Raw genomic sequence first — 20,465 nt, forward strand, 5'->3', positions numbered from 1 at the left:
GTGGGCTGGCTCACTGAAAATGCGGACAAACAGGAAGGAAAGGGGCGCCAGTTCGGTCGATTTCAGTCGATCGACGCCGCGTCGCAGGCGTAGGGCGCGCAGAAACCGGAGAGAGCGGTGGTCAGGAGTTCCAGTTCGTCCTGGCCGCCGTCGCTGTCCGGGCCGTACGCGGCAATCGCGTAGATTTGCCCGTCCTGGGCGACGAATCGCTCGTCGTAGACGTGCCAGGGGCCGATGTCCGGCTCACCGCCGAGGGAGTCGGCCCGGTACTCCAGCCGTTCGCCGGTGAACCCGTCCGCCTCGACGGGCTGGAGGTCCAGCTTCTCGAAGCCGTCCGGCTTGCGGGTGTCGGCGGAGAGGTACAGCTGGAAGGACGCCTCCGGGGACTCCTCCGCGACCTGGTACACCTGCAGCCGGCGTTCGCCGTCCGCGCTGCGGTAGTTGACCACGTCGATGCCGAACTGGGAGGCCACGGTGGTGCGTGCCCAGCCCGTGGGCCGGGCGATACGGAAGTGCTCCTCGTCCTCGTACAGCTCGTATCCGGCGGGGAGCTGGGGCGTCGAGGCGAGCGGGGACGCCGTGTCCTCGGTCGGCGAGGGGGTCTGCGAGGGAGGCGGCGACCCGTCGGGGCCGCTCTGCTGCGAGACGGCCCCCGTGGGCGTCGGGCTCACGTCGCCGGCCTTGTCGTCCTCGTCCCCGCCGCCGACGACCAGTGTCAGCACCAGGGTCACGGTGACACCGACGGCGGCGACCCCGGCGAGCGCGGACCACAGGAGCCGGCGGTCTCTCCCGGCGGGGGGCTCGGTGACGGCCGGCTGAGCGGCGGTCGACCAGGAGGCCCCCGACCACTCGGCCGACGGCACGGTTCCGCCGCCGAGCTGCTCGACGGAGGACCAGCCGCCAGTGGGTGCGCCGGGATCGCCGGGTCCGTGCCAGGTGCTGCCGCCTCCGGCGCCCGGCCAGCCGGCGGGAGGGGCGGGCGGGGGCGGCGAGGTGGGCGCGGAGGACGTCGGCGGTTGGGCGGAGCCGGACCCGGCGGCCGTGTCAGGGACCGTCTCCGAACCGGCCGCCGGCGGCCACACGGGCGCGGTCGGCTCCGCGGAAGGAGCGGCGGTCCCGTCGGTGGACGGCACCGCGTCAGGGCGGGCCGGTGGCGGCGGAGTGATCGGACCGGTCGCCGTCCGGCTCCCGTCCCCGTCCTCCCACCGCTGCGTCTCCTCGTTCCAGTACCGCACTCCCCCGCTCATGGCGTCCCCTTCCCACTCACCGCGTCCCCCGTTCGCCCCCGTGCCGGGCGGGACGGCTCACCGCGTCCTTCGCCGACCGGCACCGTACGCCCTCGCTCACAACCCCAGCAGTCCGGCCACCGCCCCCGCCGACGCGACCAGGCCGACCAGCGCCTGCGAGTCGTCCAGCAGGGCCCGCAGGCGTTCCCGACGGGTCGGCCCCGCCTGCCCCGTGGCGACGATCTCCTCCTCCGTCTCGGCCAGCGCGGTGTCCAGCGCGGCCGTCTCGTCGGTGGCCCGCAGTCGCGTGAGGTCCTCGCGGAGTTCCCGTACGGCGGTCAGGAGCGCCTCGGCGGTCTCGTCCCGCTGGGGCGCCGCACCGTGGTGGCTCTCGGCGTGCGCGTGGCTGCCGATCGCGAAGGTGCTGCCGTGGACACCGCCGCTGATGCTGACGCCCGGTTCATCCGTTGCCATGAGCGCTGGTTCCCTTCTGTGACCCGGTCCCCGGGCCGCCGGTGGTGGAGAACGCGGAGGCGTGCGCGCCGGCCGCGAACGTGCTGCCGTGGACACCGCCCTCGACGTGCACGCCGTTGTTGATGTTCACGATCTTCTGGACGAACTCGCCGGTCTGGTAGCCGGATTCGGCCAGCGCCGTCAGCACGCCGTGCGCGACCCGGTCCTGCACGCTCCTGAGGTAGCGGTAGGCGTCCATGTCCTGGAAGAGGGACCCCTCGTCCGCCGAACCGAGCTCCCGCACCGACAGCGCCGGACCGTCGGGCAGCGCGCCCGCGTAGCCGCCGGTCAGCAGCTTCCACGCGTACGCCACGCCCCTGCCGAGGGTGACGAGGGAACGGGCCGCGGAGCCGGGCACCCGGGCCACCGCCCAGGCCGCCTTGCCGAGCGCGTTGTTGTGCCGGTAGGTGTGGGCCGTGCGGTCGGCGTCCTTGAAGTCCTCGCGCACCGGCAGCAGCACATGCGGGGCGATCTCCAGCATGAGCATCCGGCCCTGGGTGTGGACGCGCACGAAGACCGTGACGACCAGCTCCTCCTCCCAGCCGCCGACCCGGATCCGCAGGAAGTGCCGCCGCTTCTCGGCGCCCTCCTCGACCGCGCGCGCCCGGTGGTCCTCGAAGGCCTGCGGGTGGTACGGCGCCTCCTCACGCCGGCGCAGCCCCTCCGCAGGCAGGAACACGCACTCGTCGATCTCCATCCAGCGCAGCCGGTCGCGGACCGTGTGCCCGGCGAACTCGGAGGGCAGCCGCAGCTGTTCGAGCAGCGGGCGGATCCTCTCCAGGATCGCGCGGTTGTTCAGCGGCAGCTGTTCCTTCTTCGTCTCGTCGGGCCGCAGCTCGACGGCGAGCACCCAGGTCTCGTAGGCGAATCCGGCGCCGCAGAAGGGACGCTTCTCGTGGTACATGACCAGCGGGGCGTGCTGCTCGATCCGGATGCGCTGCTTCAGCCGCTGGAACCGCTGGCCCTCGGCGCGCTCGGCGGGGTCGCCGGCCGCGTCCGGGAAGCGCTGCGGGGACAGTTCGGCGCCGACCGCCCGGGCGAACTGGCCGCGCCGTGCGGCCACGCACACCCCGATCAGCGCGAAGATCACGACCACCAGCCAGGCCTGGAGCGGCCCGATCAGCCCGCTGACCCCGTTGAAGTCGGGGAACAGCAGATCGGACGGGCTGGACGAGTCGCCGTAGGAACCGTACGAGTCGCCGTAGCCGTACGAGTCGCCGAAGGACCCCGAGCCGCCGTAGGACGACGAGTCGTCGTCGCCCCCGCCGAACGCGACGACGAGGGCCAGGATCAGGAACATCGCGAAGACGAGACGCCCCCACCAGCGCATGACGAACGCGGGCAGCCGTCGGTACAGGGGCGGGTTCGCGCCCTTGCCCCGGACCCAGGAGGCGGCCGCGAGCAGCAGGCTGGGGCCGAGGAACGCGAACAGCAGTCCGCCGGTCAGCGGCAGCCCGATCACCCACAGGCCCAGGATCAGCCCGGCCCACAGCAACTCCTGGCGCCGGGCGCGCAGCGCGTGCGCGAGCACCCGGGCCGCGTCGAGGCCGAGTGAGGGCGCCACGATCCGCTGTTCGTTCAGGTGGAGCTGTTCGATGACCCGGTCACGGTAACCGGAATCCAGATAGGTGCCCGCGCACAGCAGCCGGGTGGCCTCACTGGCGTGCGGCGGCGTTGCCGGGCCCGGTGGTGCGGACTGCGGCTGCCGAGGCACAGATGTAGTAGTCACACGACTCCCCCGATGCGTGCAAAGGCCTTGCTCACGTCAGTTGTTGACAAACCATCAGCATAGGGGTGCGGGTGGGGACAGGAAACCGGAATGGGAGATGGATGGACACCGGCGCGACCCTTTGACTAAAGTCAAAGATTATGGACCCGGTGTCGACACAGCACGTGGCGGAGTTCCGCCGGTTCAACCGCTACTTCACCCGCCGTATCGGGGCCCTGGACGACCACTACCTCGGCCAGGACCGCCCGCTCGGCGAGGCGCGGCTGCTTTTCGAGATCGGCGACGGGGTCTCGCTGCGCGAGCTCAGGACCCGGCTCGGGCTGGACGCCGGATATCTGAGCCGGATGGCGAAGACCCTCCAGGCGCAGGGCCTGGTCCGGATCAGCGTGCACCCGCACGACAGCCGGCTGCGCATGGTCGAGCTGACCCGCGCCGGAAGGATCGAGCTCAAGGAACAGAACCGCCGGGCCGACGCCCTCGCCGCCGGACTGCTCGACGGACTCACCACGGCCCAGCGCGACCGGCTCACCGAGGCGATGAGCACCGCCCAGCGCCTGCTGCGCCTGGCCGCCATCACGGTGGCCCCGGTCGACGGCGCCGCCCCCGACGCCCGCGCCTGCCTCGACGCCTACGCCGCCGACATCGACGCCCGCTTCCCGGAGGGCTTCGACAGGTCAGACCTGGTGCGCCCCAAGGAGGTCTCCGGGGAGGCGGGCGCGTTCTTCGTGGCGTACGAGGAGGGCCGCCCCGTGGGCTGCGGCGCACTGCGCCGGCTGGAGCCGCGGGTCGGCGAGCTCCGCCATGTGTGGGTGCACCCGGACGCCCGCCGCCTGGGCCTGGCCCGACGCCTCCTCACCGCCCTGGAGCGGGAGGCCGCCGCACGCGGCTGCACGGTCCTGCGCCTCGACACCCACGCGTCCCTCACCGAGGCGCAGGCGATGTACCGGTCGGGCGGTTACACGGAGATCCCGCCCTACGCCGATCACGTCTACGGCGACCACTGGTTCGAGAAGCGGCTGTCCGGCCCGGTGAGCTGACCGCCCGGCCACTGGGCGAGCAGTTCCCGCATCGTCCGCCGCAGCCACGCGTGCGCAGGGTCGGCGTCGTGCCGCGGATGCCAGGCCAGCCCCAGCCGCAGCGGCGGCAGTCGCAGCGGCACGTCGAAGGTGACCAGGTCCAGCGCGGCGGCCAGCGGCAGCGCCCAGGAACTGATCAGACCGACCAGGTCGGTGTCCCGGATCACGAAGAGGGAGGAGGGGAAGGTCCCGACCGCCCCCACCACCCGGCGCTCCAGGCTCAGTTCGGCGAGCGCCTCGTCAACGGGCCCGCGCTGCCTGCCCCGCCGGGACACGATCAGGTGACCGGCCTCCGTCGCGAACCGCTCGGCCGTCAACTCTCCTTCCAGCAAAGGATGTCCGGCCCGTACGACCCCCATCATGCGGTCCTCGTGGAGGGTCTCCACATGCACCTCGGGGGCCGCGGCACCGACGGCGCCGATCTCCAGGTCGGCGGTGCCCTCGCGCAGGAGCGGGGCGTCCACATGGCTCTCGGCCAGGAACCGCAGGCGCACCCCCGGCGCCTCGGCTGCGGTCCGCCGAAAGAGCGCCGCACCGCAGGCCGCGGCGATGGTGTCGGACCCGAGAACCGTGAACGTCCGCTCCACCGTGCGCAGATCGACGTCCCGCCCCTGGGTGAACAGCGCCCGCGCCCGCTCCACCACCGCGCTCACCTCGGCCCGTACGGCCAGCGCGTGCGGGGTCGGCACCATCCGCCGCCCGGCGCGCACCAGCACCGGGTCACCGAGGGCCTTGCGGATCCGGCCCAGGGTGCGGGACATCGCGGGCTCGGAGAGATGGAGCCGCCGGGCCGCGCCGCCCACGCTCTGCTCCTCCAGCAGCACGTCCAGGGCGACCAGCAGATTCAGATCCAGTTGCGTCACACGCATCGACCCCTTGCAGAACTTGCACTGGAGTGCAGGACACCCCGAGCCTACGGTGACAGGGCACCCACACCGACGCCCCGCTCCCCGGAGGAGCCATGCCCCCGCACGCCCTGAAACGCTCCACCCTCCTCGCCCTGTGCGCCTGCGTCCTCGTCGCCCAGAGCATGGTCGCCGCCATCAATCTCCTGATCCCGCAACTGAGTTCGTCCTCGCTGCACCCCTCGTCCACCGAGATCCTGTGGACCGTCGACACGTACGTCATCGTCTTCGCCTCCCTCCTCATCCCGGCCGGCGCCCTCGGGGACCGCCACGGGCAGAAGGGCGCCCTGCTCACGGGCCTCGGCCTCTTCGCCGCGGGTGCCGCCACCAGCGCCCTCGCCCAGAGCCCGGCACTCCTCATCGCCGGCCGGGGCGTCTCCGGGGCCGGGGCCGCGCTGATCACCCCGGCCACCATGTCGATCCTGCTGCGCCTCGCGGGTCCCGAGGGCCGGGCCCGGGCGATGGCCTCCTGGACCCTGGCGATCGGCCTCGGCGGCATGCTGGGCAACCTGGGCGGCGGCCTCGTGGGCCAGTTCCTCACCTGGCGGGCCCTGTTCGCGCTCATGGTCCCGCTCGCCGCGCTCCTGGCCGTCACCGTCGCCCTCACCACCCCGCGCACGGAACGCGCCCCTCAGCACCGCCTCGACCCGCTCGGCACCCTGCTGCTCACGGCGGGCCTGGTGGCCGTCCTCTTCGGCATCATCGAGGGCCCGGTGCACGGTTGGACCTCACCGCGCATCCTGACCGCCTTCGCGGCCGGCGCGGCCCTCGTGACCGCCTTCACCGCCCACTCCCTGCGCTCCCGCACCCCGCTGTTCGACCCGCGCGTCTTCACCTCGCCCCGGCTGCGCTCGACCACTCTCGGCCTGGCGACCGGCTTCTTCGGCCTGTTCTCCCTCTTCTACGTCAACTCCCAGTACCTGCAGGGCGTGAAGGGCTACGGCCCCGCCGTCACCGGGGTGGCGATCCTGCCGATCGTCGTGGGCATGGCGGTACTGCCGAGGCTGGCCACCCGCTGGGCCGGGCGCCCCCTGCCCGTCATCGCGACCGGTCTCGCCCTCATCGGCCTCGGCCTGCTGGGCGTGTCCACCGTGGACGCCGGGACGCCCTACCCGCTGTACGCCTGCTGGCTGCTGGTCATCTCGGCCGGTACCGGACTGTCCATGCCCGCGCTCACCCTGGGCGTCGCCACCGCGCTCCCGCCGCACCGGGCGGGTCTCGCCTCGGGTCTCGGCACCTCGGCCCGCGAGATCGGAGCCGCTCTCGGGGTCGCCGTCACCGGCACGGTGCTGGCCTCCCACCCCGACCTCGCGCACGGCATGGGCCCGGCTCTGCGCACGGTCGCCGTGCTGGTGCTGGTGTGCACGGCGGTCGTGATCCTCGGACACCGCAACCGATCCGGAGAGTCGCGCACTATCGCGTCCAACGGGAAACGAGTACTATCGCGTTCGGTCCGTCGCTGAAGGGGCGGCCCAACCATCCCAGTCTGCCCCCCAGTTGACCCGAGGAGCCGCCGTGCCCTCTTATCTGAACCCGGTCTTCGGCCTGCTGATGCTCCGCGCGGGCGTCGAGGGCGACGCCGTCACCGGTCCCGAGGTCCGACCCGGGGAGCAGAGCCCCGCCCCTCGGCCGCCCGTGCGCTGCGGGGCCAGGAGCCGCCCGGTGCGGGCGAGTTGTGCCTCCTGGGCGGCGCGGGGACGGGATCGGGAGCGTCGTCGGCGCGCGGAGTCGCGGTGGGCCGGCAGGTGCGGGTCGGCGGACCCGAGGGGACGGCGGCTCAGTGGCACTCCGTGTCCGCCGGGCAGAAGGAGGCCAGCGCCCTGGTGAGCGGCTCGCGCACCAGGGCGGGCGTGAGGGAGGCGGGGCCGGCCGCGCGGATCGCGTACAGCGTGCCGTCGGCGGCCTGGAAGCGGTGGTCGACGACCTGGCGGGCGCCGAGGTCCGAGTCGTCGTAGCGGTAGGCGAGTTCGGCCCAGGTGGTGCCCATGGCGCGGTCGAGGACCCGGTAGCCGGGCTGGCGGGCGAAGCCGTAGCCGGGGTCGTTCTCGGCCAGGTCGAGGGACTGGGCCGGGGTGTCCTCCGCGATCCGGAAGACCTGGAGCCGGCGGCCGTCGGCGGGAGCGTCGTAGACGACGACCGGAGCGAACCGGCCCTGCTTCTCGGTGCGGGTCCAGCCCTGGGGGAGGTCGACGGAGTAGCCGACGGGGTCCTGGACCCTGCGGTACCGCGAGGCGGGGGAAGCGGAGGGCGACGGGGACGAGGGCGCCGTGACGCCCGGCACCGGACCGGCGCCCGTGCGGATAGCGGACCCGAGGGAGGTGCCTCGGAGCAGCCACCAGACACCTACGCCGACCGAGACCCCGACCAGGACGGCCACCGCGAGCGCGGCGAGCACCCGCCCGACGCGGCGGGGCGCGTGCGGCGGACCCACGGGAGTCGGCGCCGCCGGCGTCCAGTGCGGGGCCGGCGCGGCCTGCGTCCCGGCCGGCGCCCAGGGCGGGGCGAAGGAGGTCTGGGTCTCCGCGGAGGCCCACGGCGGAGCGGCCCCCGTCTCTCCCGAGCTCCAGGCCGACCTGCCCCTGTCCTCGCTCGGCTCGTGTTCCGCTCCGGAACCGGAGCTGTAGCCGTTCCAGCCGTTCATCGCGAACCCCCCGAATCGCCCCACCGGGCACGGCTTCGACGGTAGGGCGAAAAACGGCCACGGGCCCTGTTCCGGAGGGAACCGGAACAGGGCCCGTGCAGGCTCGTGACAGAGCTGTGGAGAAACCTCAGATGAGGCCGAGCGCGCGGACCGCCTCGCGCTCCTCCTCCAGCTCCTTCACGGAAGCGTCGATACGGGCGCGGGAGAACTCGTTGATGTCCAGGCCCTGGACGATCTCGTAGACGCCGTCCTTCGTGGTGACCGGGAAGGAGGAGATGAGGCCCTCCGGGACGCCGTAGGAGCCGTCCGACGGGATGCCCATGGAGGTCCAGTCGCCGTCCGCGGTGCCGTTGACCCACGTGTACACGTGGTCGATGGCGGCGTTGGCGGCCGAGGCGGCGGAGGACGCGCCACGGGCCTCGATGATCGCGGCGCCGCGCTTGGCGACGGTCGGGATGAACTCCTCGGCCAGCCACTTCTCGTCGTTCACGGTCTCGGCGGCGTTCTTGCCGGCGACCGTGGCGTGGAAGATGTCCGGGTACTGGGTGGCGGAGTGGTTGCCCCAGATGGTCAGCCGCTTGATGTCGGCGACCGTGCTGCCCGTCTTCTTCGCCAGCTGGGTCAGCGCGCGGTTGTGGTCCAGGCGGGTCATCGCGGTGAAGCGCTCGGCCGGTACGTCCGGGGCGGCGGCCTGGGCGATCAGGGCGTTGGTGTTGGCCGGGTTGCCGACGACCAGGATCTTGACGTCGTCCGCGGCGTTGTCGTTGATGGCCTTGCCCTGCGGCTTGAAGATGCCGCCGTTGGCGGAGAGCAGGTCGCCGCGCTCCATGCCCTTGGTGCGGGGGCGGGCGCCGACGAGCAGACCGACGTTGGTGCCGTCGAAGGCGACGTTCGGGTCGTCCGTGATGTCGATGCCCTGGAGCAGCGGGAAGGCACAGTCGTCCAGCTCCATGGCGGTGCCCTCGGCGGCCTTGAGCGCCGGGGTGATCTCCAGGAGGCGAAGCTTGACCGGCACGTCCGCGCCGAGCAGCTGGCCGGAGGCGATGCGGAAGAGCAGGGCGTAACCGATCTGGCCGGCCGCGCCGGTGACGGTGACGTTCACGGGAGTGCGGGTCATGGCGTTCTCCGTATGACAGCTGGCGGTGGGGCGTCCCTGCCCCGGACGTTTGATCGATCTCTCGGCGTCAAGAGATCTCCAGCGGTCAGGCTATCGCGCATCCGGGATCCCGGACGTCCGGCCCCGTGTGGCCCAGCCCACACACCGCTGACCCGACGGAAACGGCGGCCGCCCGTCCGGGAGAGGGGGACGAAGGCGGCCGCCGTAGGGGGGTACCGTTTCCGGACTCCCGTGGGGGTACGGTTCGCGTGCCCCGGATTCACGGACTCATGCACATCCCGCGAGGATTCACCCTCCCGGGGCGCGGGCGGCCCTCATTCAGCCGGTGCACCCCCGCTGCCCGGAAGCCAGCGTCACACACGCCTTCGCCTCGCCCGCGTCCTTCACGGCGACCATCGGCGTGTAGGCGATCGTGTCCCCGGCCTCCGTGATGCTCCCGCTCCGCTCGACCGCCTTGCCGGCGCTCACCTCGACCTTGTCCCCCTGCCCGGCCTGGGTGACCCGCCCCCAGGCCGCCCCGCAGGTCTCGCTGTAGCGCACCTCGACCACGGTCGCCCCCACCGTCGCGGTCTTGGCGGTCGTCACCAGGTTCCCGCTGCACCCCATGGCCTCGGCGTCCTTCCCGGTGCACCCCTGGCCGCCGCACTTCACCCCGGCGGGCAGCGAGACGGTCGTGCTCGCTGACGGCGAGGGCGACTTCTCGGCCTGGTTCTTCTTGTCCCCGCCCGGGTCGGTCAGGAAGAACACGGCGGCGACCACGACGAGCACCCCGACGACCCCCGCGAGGAACATCGTCAGCCGCCGCTTCCCCCTGCCGGAACCGCCGGAACCACCGGAGCCGCTGGGTCCTCCCGAGTCACCGGAGGCACCCGAGACCCCGTCCCCGGGACGGGCGTCCTGCGGCTGGTCGTGCGCCCCGGGCGTCCCCGGCGTCCACCCCGGACCGCCGGTGGAGACGGGCGCCCCCGCGGCCGTACCCCCCGCGGCAGGCTGTGCCGGTGCCTGGTACCCGGCCACGCCCCAGGAGTTCCCGCCGGAGGAGCTTCCCCGCGCCTCCATGCTGTCGGTCTCCGAAGAAGTCGGCTGGGGCGGCACCGTGGGTGCGACTCCGGCCGGTCCCGCCACACCCGGCGTCACCGTCGCGCTGCCGCTCCTGCGGGCCGTCTTGCCGCCCGTGGCGTTCACGGGCGGTGCGCCGAACTCGCCGAGCGCGGCTCGCGCCTGGGAGATCCGGATGGCCTCCATGGTCATGTCGTGGCGCATCTCCGAACGGCTCCAGGCGCGTTCGGCGAGCTCCCACATCGTGGTCAGGTGAATGGGATTGGTGCCGGTGACCTCGGCCAGGGCGACGATCGCACCCTTCGGCGCGAGCAGCCGACCGTTGAGATACCGGTCCCAGGACGTCTTGCTGTAACCCGTGCGGTCGGCGACGGCCGCGATACTCAGGCCGCTGCGGTCCACGAGCCGCCGCAGCTGGCTCGCGAACTCCCTGACCTGCGGATCCAGTTCATCCGGCAAGGCCCTCCAACGAGGCATTGCTCCCCCTCTTTTCCCCCGGTCGGTGCTGGTTGTTCCCCGCTCTTCCCCCGTGCCGTAAGGCTCTCAGCTCCCCGGGTGGGGGCGCACGGGAGCATCTGCAAGTTCGACACGTTAGCCGTGGGATCGAACAGCTCCATATCAAATACGCAAACTTGTCGATACACCGCCACAGGTGGAACACACCGGAAATAACGGCCGCCACGGAAGTCGCCGGATCACCCAGAGGCCACGGCGCCGGCCAGCCCGAGCAGCAGGACGAGGACGAGCAGCAGCGCGGCGGCCAGCAAAAGCCGGTTCATGCCGCTCGCGCGCTCCTTGGGCGGCTCGTCCCACCACGGCAGCGTCGGATCGTCCTCGTACCGTTCACCCCCCAAGCCGTTCTCGCCCTTCTCGCCGGCGGCCCGCGCGGGTTCCGCCGTCGGCCGGGGCCAGGCCTCGACCGCCAGTTCCCAGCGCACGCCGAAGCGTTCGGCGTCGGCGGTGTCGAGGCCCGCGATCCGGCACAGGGCGGCGACGGCCTGGCGGGGCGGGGGCTGGGTGGCGTTGAGATAGCGGTGCCAGGAGGACTTGCTGTACGCGGTGCGGGCGCCGAGCGCGACGAGGCTGAGCCCCGTACGGTCCTTGAGCTGCCTGAGCTGCTCCACGAAGTGCCGCACCTCCGGCGGCAGATCGTCGGGCAGCGCCTGCCAGCCACTCATCGCCCACCTCCGCGGCGTCCTACCTGCTTCCCGGCAAGTGACGACGTCACAGGCCTGATCGGTTCCGGGCCCGGGGCCGGCTGTGGCAGGCGGCGCACACCGTGCCGGAACCGTCACCGCTGTGCCACAGCGAACGGACAGCGGTTGAACAGGCGGTTCGCAGCGCGGGAGGCTGGAGCGTGACGACGGCCCGTCCCTCATCGGGGGTGGGGGCGGACCGCCGTCCGTGCCCGCATCGGGTCAGCTGCTGCTGACCGTGAAGTGCAGGGTGTCCTTGAGGAAGGGGATCTCCAGCCACGGGTGCGGCTGCACCATCATCGCCAGCAGGACGATCGCGGCGCCGAGCACGCCGTAGGTGGCGATGTCGGTGAAACGGGAGCGGACGGCGAGCATGCCGACGTCCGGCAGCAGCCAGCGCAGCACCGCACCGGCGAGCAGGGCGACACCGATGAGCAGGGTGCCGATGCGGAACTGGTCGAGGGCGGTCAGCAGGAGGCCGAGCCCCACCACGGCCAGCACGGTGAGCACCGGCCACTGCCGGGCGGGCGCCGGAGCGTCCCGCGGCGCGGCCCGGCCACCGCCCTCGGGCCGCGCGGTGTCCCGGGTGAACAGCGGAAACCGCCGTGTCGCCCGCCGCGGCCGTCCGTCGATGTCGGGTGCGCTGATCGGATCCCGCACGACGAGCTCGTCCTGCGCGCCGGCGTCGGGCGCCTCGTCCGACGCGACGTCGACCCCACCGGACTCGCCCGAGGAAGCACGCGCCCTACGGACCTCTCCCGACGTGCCTTTCCGGGACTCAGCCGATCCCACACCTGCCTCCTGAGAGCCCCGCGCCACAGCCGCCGGCTCCCGGGACCCGGCGTCCTCCGCACCGGGCTTCCGATGCCCACGCGCCTCGACCGAACCCGAACCCGAACCAGCGCCCGTCGTCCGCGACCCAGGCGTCTCGTCCGGCTCCGCACCCGGCTTCCGCGCCCCGGCCGGCTCCGTGGCCGTCTCCTGGGAGCCCCGCCCCGCGGTGGCCCCCGGGGTGGCCCCCGTCGTCGCTCCCCGCCTCTCGGGGCCCCGGGGCTCAGCCGACACTGCGCTCCGCCGCCTCGACCACGTTGACGAGCAGCTGGGCGCGGGTCATCGGGCCGACGCCGCCCGGGTTCGGGGAGATGAAGCCGGCGACCTCGGCGACGCCGGGGTGGACGTCACCGACGATCTTCCCCTCGGCGTTGCGGGAGACGCCGACGTCGAGGACGGCGGCGCCCGGCTTCACGTCCTCGGGGCGGATCAGGTGGGCGGAACCGGCCGCGGCGACGATGATGTCCGCGCGCTTGAGGTGCGAGGACAGGTCACGGGTGCCGGTGTGGCACTGGGTCACCGTCGCGTTCTCGCTGCGCCGGGTGAGCAGCAGCGGCATCGGGCGGCCGATCGTCACGCCACGGCCGACGACCACCACCTCGGCGCCCTTGATCTCGACGCCGTAGCGACGGAGCAGGGTCAGTACACCGTTCGGTGTGCAGGGCAGCGGCGCCGGCTCGTTGAGGACGAGGCGGCCGAGGTTCATCGGGTGCAGCCCGTCCGCGTCCTTGTCCGGGTCCATGAGTTCCAGGATGCGGTTCTCGTCGATGCCCTTGGGCAGCGGCAGCTGGACGATGTAACCGGTGCACGCCGGGTCGTCGTTCAGCTCGCGGACGACTGCCTCGATCTCCTCCTGGGTGGCCGTCTCGGGCAGTTCGCGCTGGATGGAGGCGATGCCGACCTGCGCGCAGTCGCGGTGCTTGCCGGCGACGTACTTCTGGCTGCCGGGGTCGCTCCCGACGAGGATCGTGCCGAGGCCGGGCGTGACGCCCTTCTCCTTCAGCGCCGCCACGCGGGCGGTCAGATCGGACTTGATCGCGGCTGCGGTGGCCTTGCCATCGAGAATCTGGGCGGTCATGACCCCATCCTCCCGGATGACCCGGCCCCGGTTCCAATCCGGGTTCCACCGGGGCCCGTCCAAGATCGGCGGGGTTGCACTTGCACAACACCTACCGAATGGGTCTGGACAACAACACACCTGCCTAGAACGATGTCTGGCGCAGTATCGCGGTTGATGTTCGGGGGGCAGACCGCTCATACCATGACGTTCCTCCGCGCAGTCCGCATTGTCCCCAGCTCGGCCGACGGAGGATCACCATGAGTTTCGGCTCGCCCAACAACCCTTACGAAAAGCCGCAGAACCCGCAGACCCCCCAGCAGCCGCCGCAGCAGCCCGGATACGGCTACCCCCAGCAGCCTCCGCAGCCGCAGCAGCCCGGTTACGGCTACCCGCAGCAGGCCCCGCCGGGTGTGCCGCCGCAGCAGGGCTACCCCCAGCAGCAGGGATACCCGCAGCAGCCCGGATACGGCTACCCGCAGGCCCCGCAGGTCCCGGCCTCCGCCTACGGCTACCCGCAGCAGCCGGGCTACGGCGCCCAGCCCCCGTACGCGAACTGGGGCCAGCGCTTCCTGGGCACCCTGGTCGACATGCTCGTGTTCGCGGTTCCGTACATCCTGGTCATCGTCGGCGCCAACGCCAAGACGGCGATCCTGTCGGTGATCGGCGGCCTCGCGCTCCTCGGTCTCGCGATCTACCAGCTGATCATCGAGGGCAAGAACGGCCAGACGCTCGGCAAGAAGGCGCTCGGCATCCGCCTGGTGCGGGAGAGCGACGGGCAGCCCCTCGGCGTCGGCATGGCCTTCGTGCGCCGTCTCGCGCACTTCCTGGACAGCCTCGCGTGCTACCTCGGCTGGCTGTGGCCCGCCTGGGACGCCAAGCGCCAGACCTTCGCCGACAAGGTCTGCTCGTCCATCGTCATCCGTACGAACTGAGCACCGCTTCACCACAGTCGGGGGCGGATCTCCACGTCGCCTTCTCGCCATACTTTCCCCGGGGCCGTGTCACGCCGTGACACGGCCCCGCGGCGTCACCCACCCTGGCTCGTAGACACGCGGGGACGGGGAGACGGACCGTGTACAGCATCATCGTGGTACCTCCGCCGACCACGGAGGACCGGACTACGCCCACCCAGCTGCGACTCGCGCCCGGCGAGCGGCTGACCTTCGGACGCGGTGCCGCCTGCACGGTGCGGATCCCCCACGAGGGGGTGTCCCGGCGAGCCGGCGAGATCACCGCGCAGGGCGCGTTCTGGGCGCTGAGCAACCTCTCCGGGCGGCAGACGTACGTCGTGGAGAACCCGGAGGGCGCGGGCGAGCACATCAAGGTGGGGCCGGGGCGCCTGGAGGCGCCGGTCCCCTTCGAGTTCTCGCGGATCGTGCTGCCGGCCGCGGGCGACCTGATCGGCATCGACGTGTGGGCGCCGCGCCACGACTATCTGCGCGCCGACGGCGACATCGAGGGGACGACGACCGCGCCCGCCTTCTCCGTCGACCGCTCCAAGCGCTACTTCGCGGTCCTGGCCGCCCTGTGCGAGCCCCGGCTGCGCGGCGCACCGCACGCCCCGCTGCCCACCGTGGACCAGGTGGTCGAGCGGCTGCGCCCCCACTGGCCGGCCGCCTCCCGCACGTCTGTGCAGTGGAACATCGACTACCTGGCGGTGAAGCTGCGCCTGAAGCCCGGCCCGGAGGAGGCCGCCCCGGGTCCCCGGCTGAACGGCAAGAAGGAGTCCCTGGTCTCCCTGGCGCTCCGCTTCGACCTGGTCCGCGAGGAGGACCTGGTGGTGCTGACGGGACCCGGCGGGCCGGCCCGGTGACCGAGCCGTACGCCGTGCCGGTCCCCCGGGGCTACCGGGTCGGCACCCGCGTCACCGGCGCGCGGCCCGACGGCACCCGGGTGACCTGACCCGGAACGGGACCGCGCGGTCTCCGGCCCCCTCGGGGGAGGGCCGGAGACCGCGCTCCCGGGCGCGCCCGCCCTCGATCCCCCGTATCCCGGCACTCCCCGGCGGCGGGGCGCTAGCCTCTCCTCAGTCAACTGGTGTGACACCAGAGCACATTGAGGAACGAAAAGGCAGCTCGGGGGGACCGTGACAGACATACCGGCGGCCGGTGACACCGCGCTGCGGCAGGCGGGCGCGGTCCCGCTGCTGCCCGCCGACCCCGCGCGTATCGGGCCCTACGTCCCGCTCGGGCTGCTCGGCAGCGGCGGCATGGGCCGGGTCTATCTGGCCCGGCACGCCGACGACGCCCCCGGGCTCGCCGCCGTGAAGGTGATCCGGCCCGAGTACGCCGAAGGCCCGGACTTCCGGCGGCGGTTCGAGCGGGAGGCCGCCGTGCACGGGCGGGTCCGTACCCCGCGTGCGCCGCATCTGCTCGGCACCGGGTTCGACGACGCGCTGCTGTGGATGGCCACCGAGTACCTGCCCGGCCTCAGCCTCGCCGAGGCCGTGCGCGACTGCGGTCTGCTCGAGCCCGCCGGGGTGTGGCGGCTGGTGGCGGAACTCGGGGAGGCCCTGTCGGCGCTGGCCGCCGCCGGGGTCGTGCACCGGGACCTCAAGCCGTCCAACGTGATCCTGTCCCCCCGCGGCGCGCACGTCATCGACTTCGGCATCTCGCGCGCGGCCGACAGCAGCGCGATCACCACGACCGGCAACCGCGTCGGCACGGCCGCGTACATGGCGCCCGAGTACCTGCGCGAGGGCCACTGCGACGCCGCCTCCGACGTGTTCTCCCTCGGCTGCACCATCGTCTACGCCGCCACGGGCCACGCCCCCTTCGGCGACGGGACCGGCGTGGATGTCATGCACCGGGTCGCCTTCGAGGCGCCCGACGCCGAGGTCATGGCCGAACTCGCGGCGTCGGACCCGGCGCTGGCCGCGCTGCTGTCCGCCTGCCTGGCCAAGGACCCCGCCGGGCGCCCCGGCCCGCGGCAGCTGATCGACGCGGCCACGGCCGCCGGGCACGGCCGGGCGGCCGACTGGCACGAACCGCTGGCCGTCCGGCTCCGCGAGCGGCAGCAGGGGTGCGCGGCGCTGGAGGGTGTGCCCGTCCGGCAGTCCGCTCACTTCCGCACCCCTGTGGAGCCGGTGCTCGCGCCGGTTCCCGGACCGGCCACCGGGACCGGCGGGCGGCGAAGGCCCCTGCTGGCCGCCGTCGCGGGCATCGCCGTCGGGGCCGTGGCCGTCGGTGCGTTTCTGCTCACCCGTCCGGGCCACGACGCCCCGGCTGCGGCCGCCACACCGATCTCTTCGGGGCCCAGCGCCTCCGCCTCGCCCTTCGGCAAGGACGACAGCGAGAAGGAGAAGGACAAGAAGAAGGACAAGAAGCAGAAGAGGGACAAGAGCGAGGTGCAGACGGCCACCCCCGAGGAGAGCAGCGGCACGCCGGACACCACACCGTCCGCGACAGCCGCGCACAGTGGCAGCGCGGGCGGCCGCACCGAAGCCCCGACCCCCACCGCCACCGTCACGAAGACGGCCGCGCCCCCGGCCACCCCGGCCTGGATCTCCGGCTGCACCTACTACTCGGGCACCGAACAGACCGAATACGGCGACAAGGGCCAGCGCGTCGTCCAGGTGCAGTGCATGCTCACCAAGCGCGGCTACAGCGTGGGCGGTTCGGGCGTGGACGGCGAGTTCGGCAAGGACACGCAGTCGGCGGTCAAGCAGTTCCAGAGCACCAAGGGGCTGGAGGTGGACGGCCAGGTGGGGCCCCACACGTGGGCGGCGCTGCGCAGTTCGACGTAGCGCCGCCCTCGGGTCGGGTCGGTGTCAGTGGAAGAAGTGCCGCGTCCCCGTGAAGTACATCGTGACGCCGGCCTTCTTGGCGGCCTCGACGACGAGTTCGTCACGGACCGAGCCGCCCGGCTGGACGACCGCCTTCACACCGGCCTCCAGGAGGACCTCCAGTCCGTCCGGGAACGGGAAGAAGGCGTCCGAGGCGGCGTACGAGCCCTGCGCGCGCTCGGCACCGGCCCGCTCGACGGCGAGCTTCGCGGAGTCGACGCGGTTGACCTGACCCATGCCGACGCCGACCGAGGCGCCGCCCTTGGCGAGGAGGATGGCGTTGGACTTGACGGCCCGGCAGGCCCGCCAGGCGAAGGCCAGCTCGCCGAGCTCGTCCGCGCTCAGGGCCTCGCCGGTCGCCAGGGTCCAGTTCGCCGGGTCGTCGCCCTCGGCCTGGAGGCGGTCGGTGACCTGGAGGAGCGCGCCGCCGTCGATGGGCTTGACCTCGGCGGGGTGCGCGGGCGCGGCCGGGGCCCTCAGGACGCGGATGTTCTTCTTCTTGGCGAGGGCTTCGAGGGCGCCGTCCTCGTAGTCGGGCGCGACGATGACCTCGGTGAAGATCTCGGCGACCTGCTCGGCCATCTCCTTGGAGACCGGACGGTTCACCGCGATCACACCGCCGAACGCCGACAGCGGGTCACACGCGTGTGCCTTGCGGTGCGCCTCGGCGACGTCCGCGCCGACCGCGATGCCGCAGGGGTTGGCGTGCTTGATGATCGCGACGGCCGGCTCGGTGTGGTCGTACGCGGCACGGCGGGCGGCGTCCGTGTCCGTGTAGTTGTTGTACGACATCTCCTTGCCGTGCAGCTGCTCGGCCTCGGCGAGTCCGACGCCCGTGCCGTCGACGTAGAGCGCGGCGGGCTGGTGCGGGTTCTCGCCGTAGCGCAGGGTGCTCTTGCGCTCCAGGGCGGCGGCGATGAACTCGGGGAACGGGGAGTCGTCCGCGGGGGCGTAGGCGCTGGCGAACCAGCTCGACACGGCGATGTCGTACTCCGCGGTGTGCCGGAAGGCCTCGGCGGCGAGCCGCTTGCGGGAGGTGAGGTCGAACCCGCCGTCCTTCACCGCGGTCAGGACGTCGGCGTACCGCTCGGGGCTGGTGACGACGGCGACCGAGGGGTGGTTCTTGGCGGCGGCGCGCACCATGGACGGCCCGCCGATGTCGATCTGCTCGACGCACTCGTCGGGGGTGGCACCGGAGGCGACGGTCTCGCGGAACGGGTAGAGGTTCACGACGACGAGGTCGAACGGCTCGACGCCGAGCTCGGCGAGCTGCTCGCGGTGGCTGTCCAGGCGCAGGTCGGCGAGGATGCCGGCGTGCACGCGCGGGTGCAGGGTCTTGACGCGGCCGTCCAGGCACTCGGGGAAGCCGGTGAGCTCCTCGACCTTGGTGACGGGGACGCCGGCGGCGGCGATACGGCCCGCGGTGGACCCGGTGGAGACGAGTTCGACGCCGGCCTCGTGCAGCCCGCGGGCAAGCTCCTCGAGCCCGGTCTTGTCGTAGACGCTGACGAGCGCGCGACGGATGGCCCGCTTGCCGCTCTCGATGCTCTCGGCGGTCACTGGATAACTACCTTTCGTCCCTCAATGCGATAGCCGTTGCGGGCGAGCCGCCCCACGACCTCGACGAGCAGCCTTCGCTCGACTTCCTTGATGCGCTCGTGCAGAGCGCTCTCGTCGTCCTCGTCCCGGATCTCCACCACGCCCTGGGCGATGATCGGTCCGGTGTCGACGCCGTCGTCGACGAAGTGGACGGTGCAGCCGGTGACCCTGGCTCCGTACGCGAGCGCGTCGCGCACTCCGTGGGCCCCCGGAAAACTGGGCAGCAGCGCGGGGTGGGTGTTCACGAACCGCCCGCCGAAGCGCGCGAGGAACTCCTTGCCCACGATCTTCATGAACCCGGCGGACACCACAAGGTCGGGTTCGTACGCGGACACGGCCTCGGCGAGGGCGGTGTCCCACTCCTCGCGGGCCCCGAAGTCCTTGACCTTGCACACGAAGGTCGGCAGCCCGGCCCGCTCGGCCCGCGCGAGCCCCTCGATGTTCTCCCGGTCGGCCCCCACGGCCACGATCTCGGCGCCGTAGGCCTCGGTGCCGGTCGCCGCGACGGCGTCCAGCAGCGCCTGGAGGTTCGTACCGGATCCGGAGACCAGCACGACCAGGCGCTGGACCGGCCTGGCCTGCTCGGCCACGGGCTTGGCGGCCACGGCGGGGGCCCTTTCTCGGGGGAGCGTTTGTACGGTCGTACGAATGCTTCGAGCCCCGGGATACGGGGAAGTCTACGAAGCGGCCGAACGTCAGCAACGATACCGGCACACCGGGAGGCCCCCACGGGACGGGGGCGTGGCCGGAAGGTAGCGTCTGCGAGGGGCCGGTCCGGGAACGCGGGTGGTGCGTGGTGCGTTCACGGGATGAGGCTCACGCCGAGGGCCCACCGAACCGTTCGATCCACGTAAGCCATGGCAAGCCACATCCTTCAAGGGGAAGACGCTCACTTGATGTCGGACCGCAGCCTGCGACTCCTCACGCTCCCCCAGCAGTCGGTGCAGGAAGGGGAGCGCAGCGGCATGCTGCTGCGGGAGCAGCCCGCCTCGCCGCCGGACGCCCCGTCGTCCGAGAAGAAGTCCGGCGAGAAGAAGTCCGGCCGGAGGAGCGGCCAGGAGCAGGGCGGTACGGCCGAGGACGACAACCCCTTCGCCCCGCCGCCGGAGGGCACCCCGGACCGCCCGTGGCAGCCGCGTCGCCCCGAGGGCTCGGACGGCGACGGGGGCGAGGGCGCGGACCAAGGTGACAGCGGCGGCCGGACCCCGTGGGGCAGCCGGTGGAGCGACCGCCAGCCGGGCCGCTCCGACGACCGCTTCGGCGAGCGCCCGGGCGCGGCACCCGGTGGCGGCCCGGAGGGGCAGGGCAGCGCGGGACCGGGTCAGCGCTGGGACCCGACGGACCCCTCCCAGCGCCGTGCGCGCTACGCCCTGCTCTGCGGCATGTGGGCCTTCTTCTTCGTCCTGTTCGGCTGGCCGTACGTGAGCCTGCTGCTGGGCGCGCTGGCCCTGTACTGGGGCATCAGCGCCCTGCGTGCCAAGCCCCGCCCCGCGGACCCCGACACCCCCGCCCCGCCGCAGTCGGCCCGACCCCAGTCCACCGCGGCCATCACGCGGCCTGGTCACGGCGTCCCTGGCCATCGTCCTGGTCGCCGCGAGCTTCACCGCGAGACTCGTCTACAGCGACTACTACACCTGCACCAACGACGCCCTCACCAACGCGGCGGAGAAGTCCTGCACCGACCTCCTCCCGAAGGAACTCCGGGGCTTTCTGAGCACGAACGGCTGAC

At 72.7% G+C, this 20,465-nt stretch carries 17 protein-coding genes and 1 pseudogene; 6 read left to right on the plus strand and 12 right to left on the minus strand.

Annotated features, from left to right (window positions below; genetic code table 11):
* Positions 1-62: 62 nt before the first annotated feature.
* The 3 genes from RKD20_RS17240 to RKD20_RS17250 form a co-directional block, all read right to left on the minus strand.
* On the minus strand, positions 63-1,247 hold the full coding sequence (locus RKD20_RS17240; RefSeq protein WP_424878507.1) for a hypothetical protein: 1,185 nt from the start codon (positions 1,245-1,247) through the stop codon (positions 63-65).
* Between the two features lie 96 nt (positions 1,248-1,343).
* A complete protein-coding gene (locus tag RKD20_RS17245; RefSeq protein WP_424878508.1) occupies positions 1,344-1,700 on the minus strand; it encodes a hypothetical protein in 357 nt (118 codons plus the stop codon).
* Positions 1,687-3,468 (minus strand): hypothetical protein, encoded by a 1,782-nt coding sequence (locus RKD20_RS17250; protein ID WP_424878509.1) that lies wholly within the window; start codon positions 3,466-3,468, stop codon positions 1,687-1,689. The genes RKD20_RS17245 and RKD20_RS17250 overlap by 14 nt, the downstream gene beginning before the upstream one ends.
* Before the next feature lie 140 nt (positions 3,469-3,608).
* Between RKD20_RS17250 and RKD20_RS17255 the strand changes: the two genes are divergently transcribed.
* A complete protein-coding gene (locus RKD20_RS17255) occupies positions 3,609-4,505 on the plus strand; it encodes a GNAT family N-acetyltransferase (RefSeq protein WP_424878510.1) in 897 nt (298 codons plus the stop codon).
* On the opposite strand, the gene RKD20_RS17260 is transcribed toward RKD20_RS17255, so the two are convergent.
* Positions 4,457-5,413, minus strand: coding sequence for a LysR family transcriptional regulator (locus RKD20_RS17260; protein ID WP_424878511.1), 957 nt, complete (start codon positions 5,411-5,413; stop codon positions 4,457-4,459). The two genes, RKD20_RS17255 and RKD20_RS17260, sit on opposite strands and share 49 nt — an antisense overlap.
* Before the next feature lie 92 nt (positions 5,414-5,505).
* Here RKD20_RS17260 and RKD20_RS17265 point away from each other — a divergent pair, with 92 nt between their 5' ends.
* Positions 5,506-6,912: an MFS transporter gene (locus tag RKD20_RS17265; protein ID WP_424878512.1), complete on the plus strand. Its 1,407-nt coding sequence runs from the start codon at positions 5,506-5,508 to the stop codon at positions 6,910-6,912.
* 314 nt (positions 6,913-7,226) lie between these two features.
* On the opposite strand, the gene RKD20_RS17270 is transcribed toward RKD20_RS17265, so the two are convergent.
* From RKD20_RS17270 to RKD20_RS17295, 6 genes are all read right to left on the minus strand, one after another.
* Positions 7,227-8,090 (minus strand): hypothetical protein, encoded by an 864-nt coding sequence (locus RKD20_RS17270; protein ID WP_424878513.1) that lies wholly within the window; start codon positions 8,088-8,090, stop codon positions 7,227-7,229.
* 127 nt (positions 8,091-8,217) lie between these two features.
* Positions 8,218-9,207, minus strand: a complete 990-nt coding sequence (locus RKD20_RS17275) for a malate dehydrogenase (protein ID WP_424878514.1) — start codon at positions 9,205-9,207, stop codon at positions 8,218-8,220.
* Positions 9,208-9,525: 318 nt separating this feature from the next.
* Positions 9,526-10,725 (minus strand): DUF2690 domain-containing protein, encoded by a 1,200-nt coding sequence (locus tag RKD20_RS17280; protein WP_424878515.1) that lies wholly within the window; start codon positions 10,723-10,725, stop codon positions 9,526-9,528.
* A 236-nt stretch (positions 10,726-10,961) separates the two neighbouring features.
* Positions 10,962-11,444: a helix-turn-helix domain-containing protein gene (locus tag RKD20_RS17285; protein WP_424878516.1), complete on the minus strand. Its 483-nt coding sequence runs from the start codon at positions 11,442-11,444 to the stop codon at positions 10,962-10,964.
* A 240-nt stretch (positions 11,445-11,684) separates the two neighbouring features.
* Complete coding sequence (locus RKD20_RS17290) at positions 11,685-12,254, minus strand: DUF3017 domain-containing protein (RefSeq protein WP_424878517.1); 570 nt, start codon at positions 12,252-12,254, stop codon at positions 11,685-11,687.
* 262 nt (positions 12,255-12,516) lie between these two features.
* Positions 12,517-13,371: a bifunctional methylenetetrahydrofolate dehydrogenase/methenyltetrahydrofolate cyclohydrolase gene (locus RKD20_RS17295; protein ID WP_020118645.1), complete on the minus strand. Its 855-nt coding sequence runs from the start codon at positions 13,369-13,371 to the stop codon at positions 12,517-12,519.
* Positions 13,372-13,610: 239 nt separating this feature from the next.
* On the opposite strand from RKD20_RS17295, the gene RKD20_RS17300 reads away from it, so the two are divergent.
* The 3 genes from RKD20_RS17300 (at position 13,611) to RKD20_RS17310 (ending at position 17,098) form a co-directional block, all read left to right on the plus strand.
* Positions 13,611-14,285, plus strand: a complete 675-nt coding sequence (locus tag RKD20_RS17300) for an RDD family protein (RefSeq protein ID WP_424878518.1) — start codon at positions 13,611-13,613, stop codon at positions 14,283-14,285.
* A gap of 140 nt (positions 14,286-14,425) precedes the next feature.
* Positions 14,426-15,166: an FHA domain-containing protein gene (locus tag RKD20_RS17305; protein ID WP_424878519.1), complete on the plus strand. Its 741-nt coding sequence runs from the start codon at positions 14,426-14,428 to the stop codon at positions 15,164-15,166.
* 273 nt (positions 15,167-15,439) lie between these two features.
* The gene (locus RKD20_RS17310; RefSeq protein ID WP_424878520.1) at positions 15,440-17,098 is read left to right on the plus strand and encodes a protein kinase domain-containing protein; all 1,659 of its coding nucleotides are present in this window, start codon (positions 15,440-15,442) and stop codon (positions 17,096-17,098) included.
* 24 nt (positions 17,099-17,122) lie between these two features.
* Here the strand turns inward: RKD20_RS17310 and purH are convergent, their stop codons facing one another.
* Positions 17,123-18,697, minus strand: a complete 1,575-nt coding sequence (purH, locus tag RKD20_RS17315; protein WP_424878521.1) for a bifunctional phosphoribosylaminoimidazolecarboxamide formyltransferase/IMP cyclohydrolase — start codon at positions 18,695-18,697, stop codon at positions 17,123-17,125.
* Positions 18,694-19,341, minus strand: coding sequence for a phosphoribosylglycinamide formyltransferase (purN, locus tag RKD20_RS17320; RefSeq protein ID WP_424878522.1), 648 nt, complete (start codon positions 19,339-19,341; stop codon positions 18,694-18,696). Before purN ends, purH begins: the two co-directional genes overlap by 4 nt.
* A gap of 291 nt (positions 19,342-19,632) precedes the next feature.
* Here purN and RKD20_RS17325 point away from each other — a divergent pair.
* Positions 19,633-20,464, plus strand: a pseudogene (locus RKD20_RS17325) (hypothetical protein).
* Position 20,465 lies beyond the last annotated feature (1 nt).

Source organism: Streptomyces sp. SLBN-8D4, from assembly GCF_049739545.1.
GTDB classification, from domain to species: Bacteria; Actinomycetota; Actinomycetes; order Streptomycetales; family Streptomycetaceae; genus Streptomyces; species Streptomyces canus_C.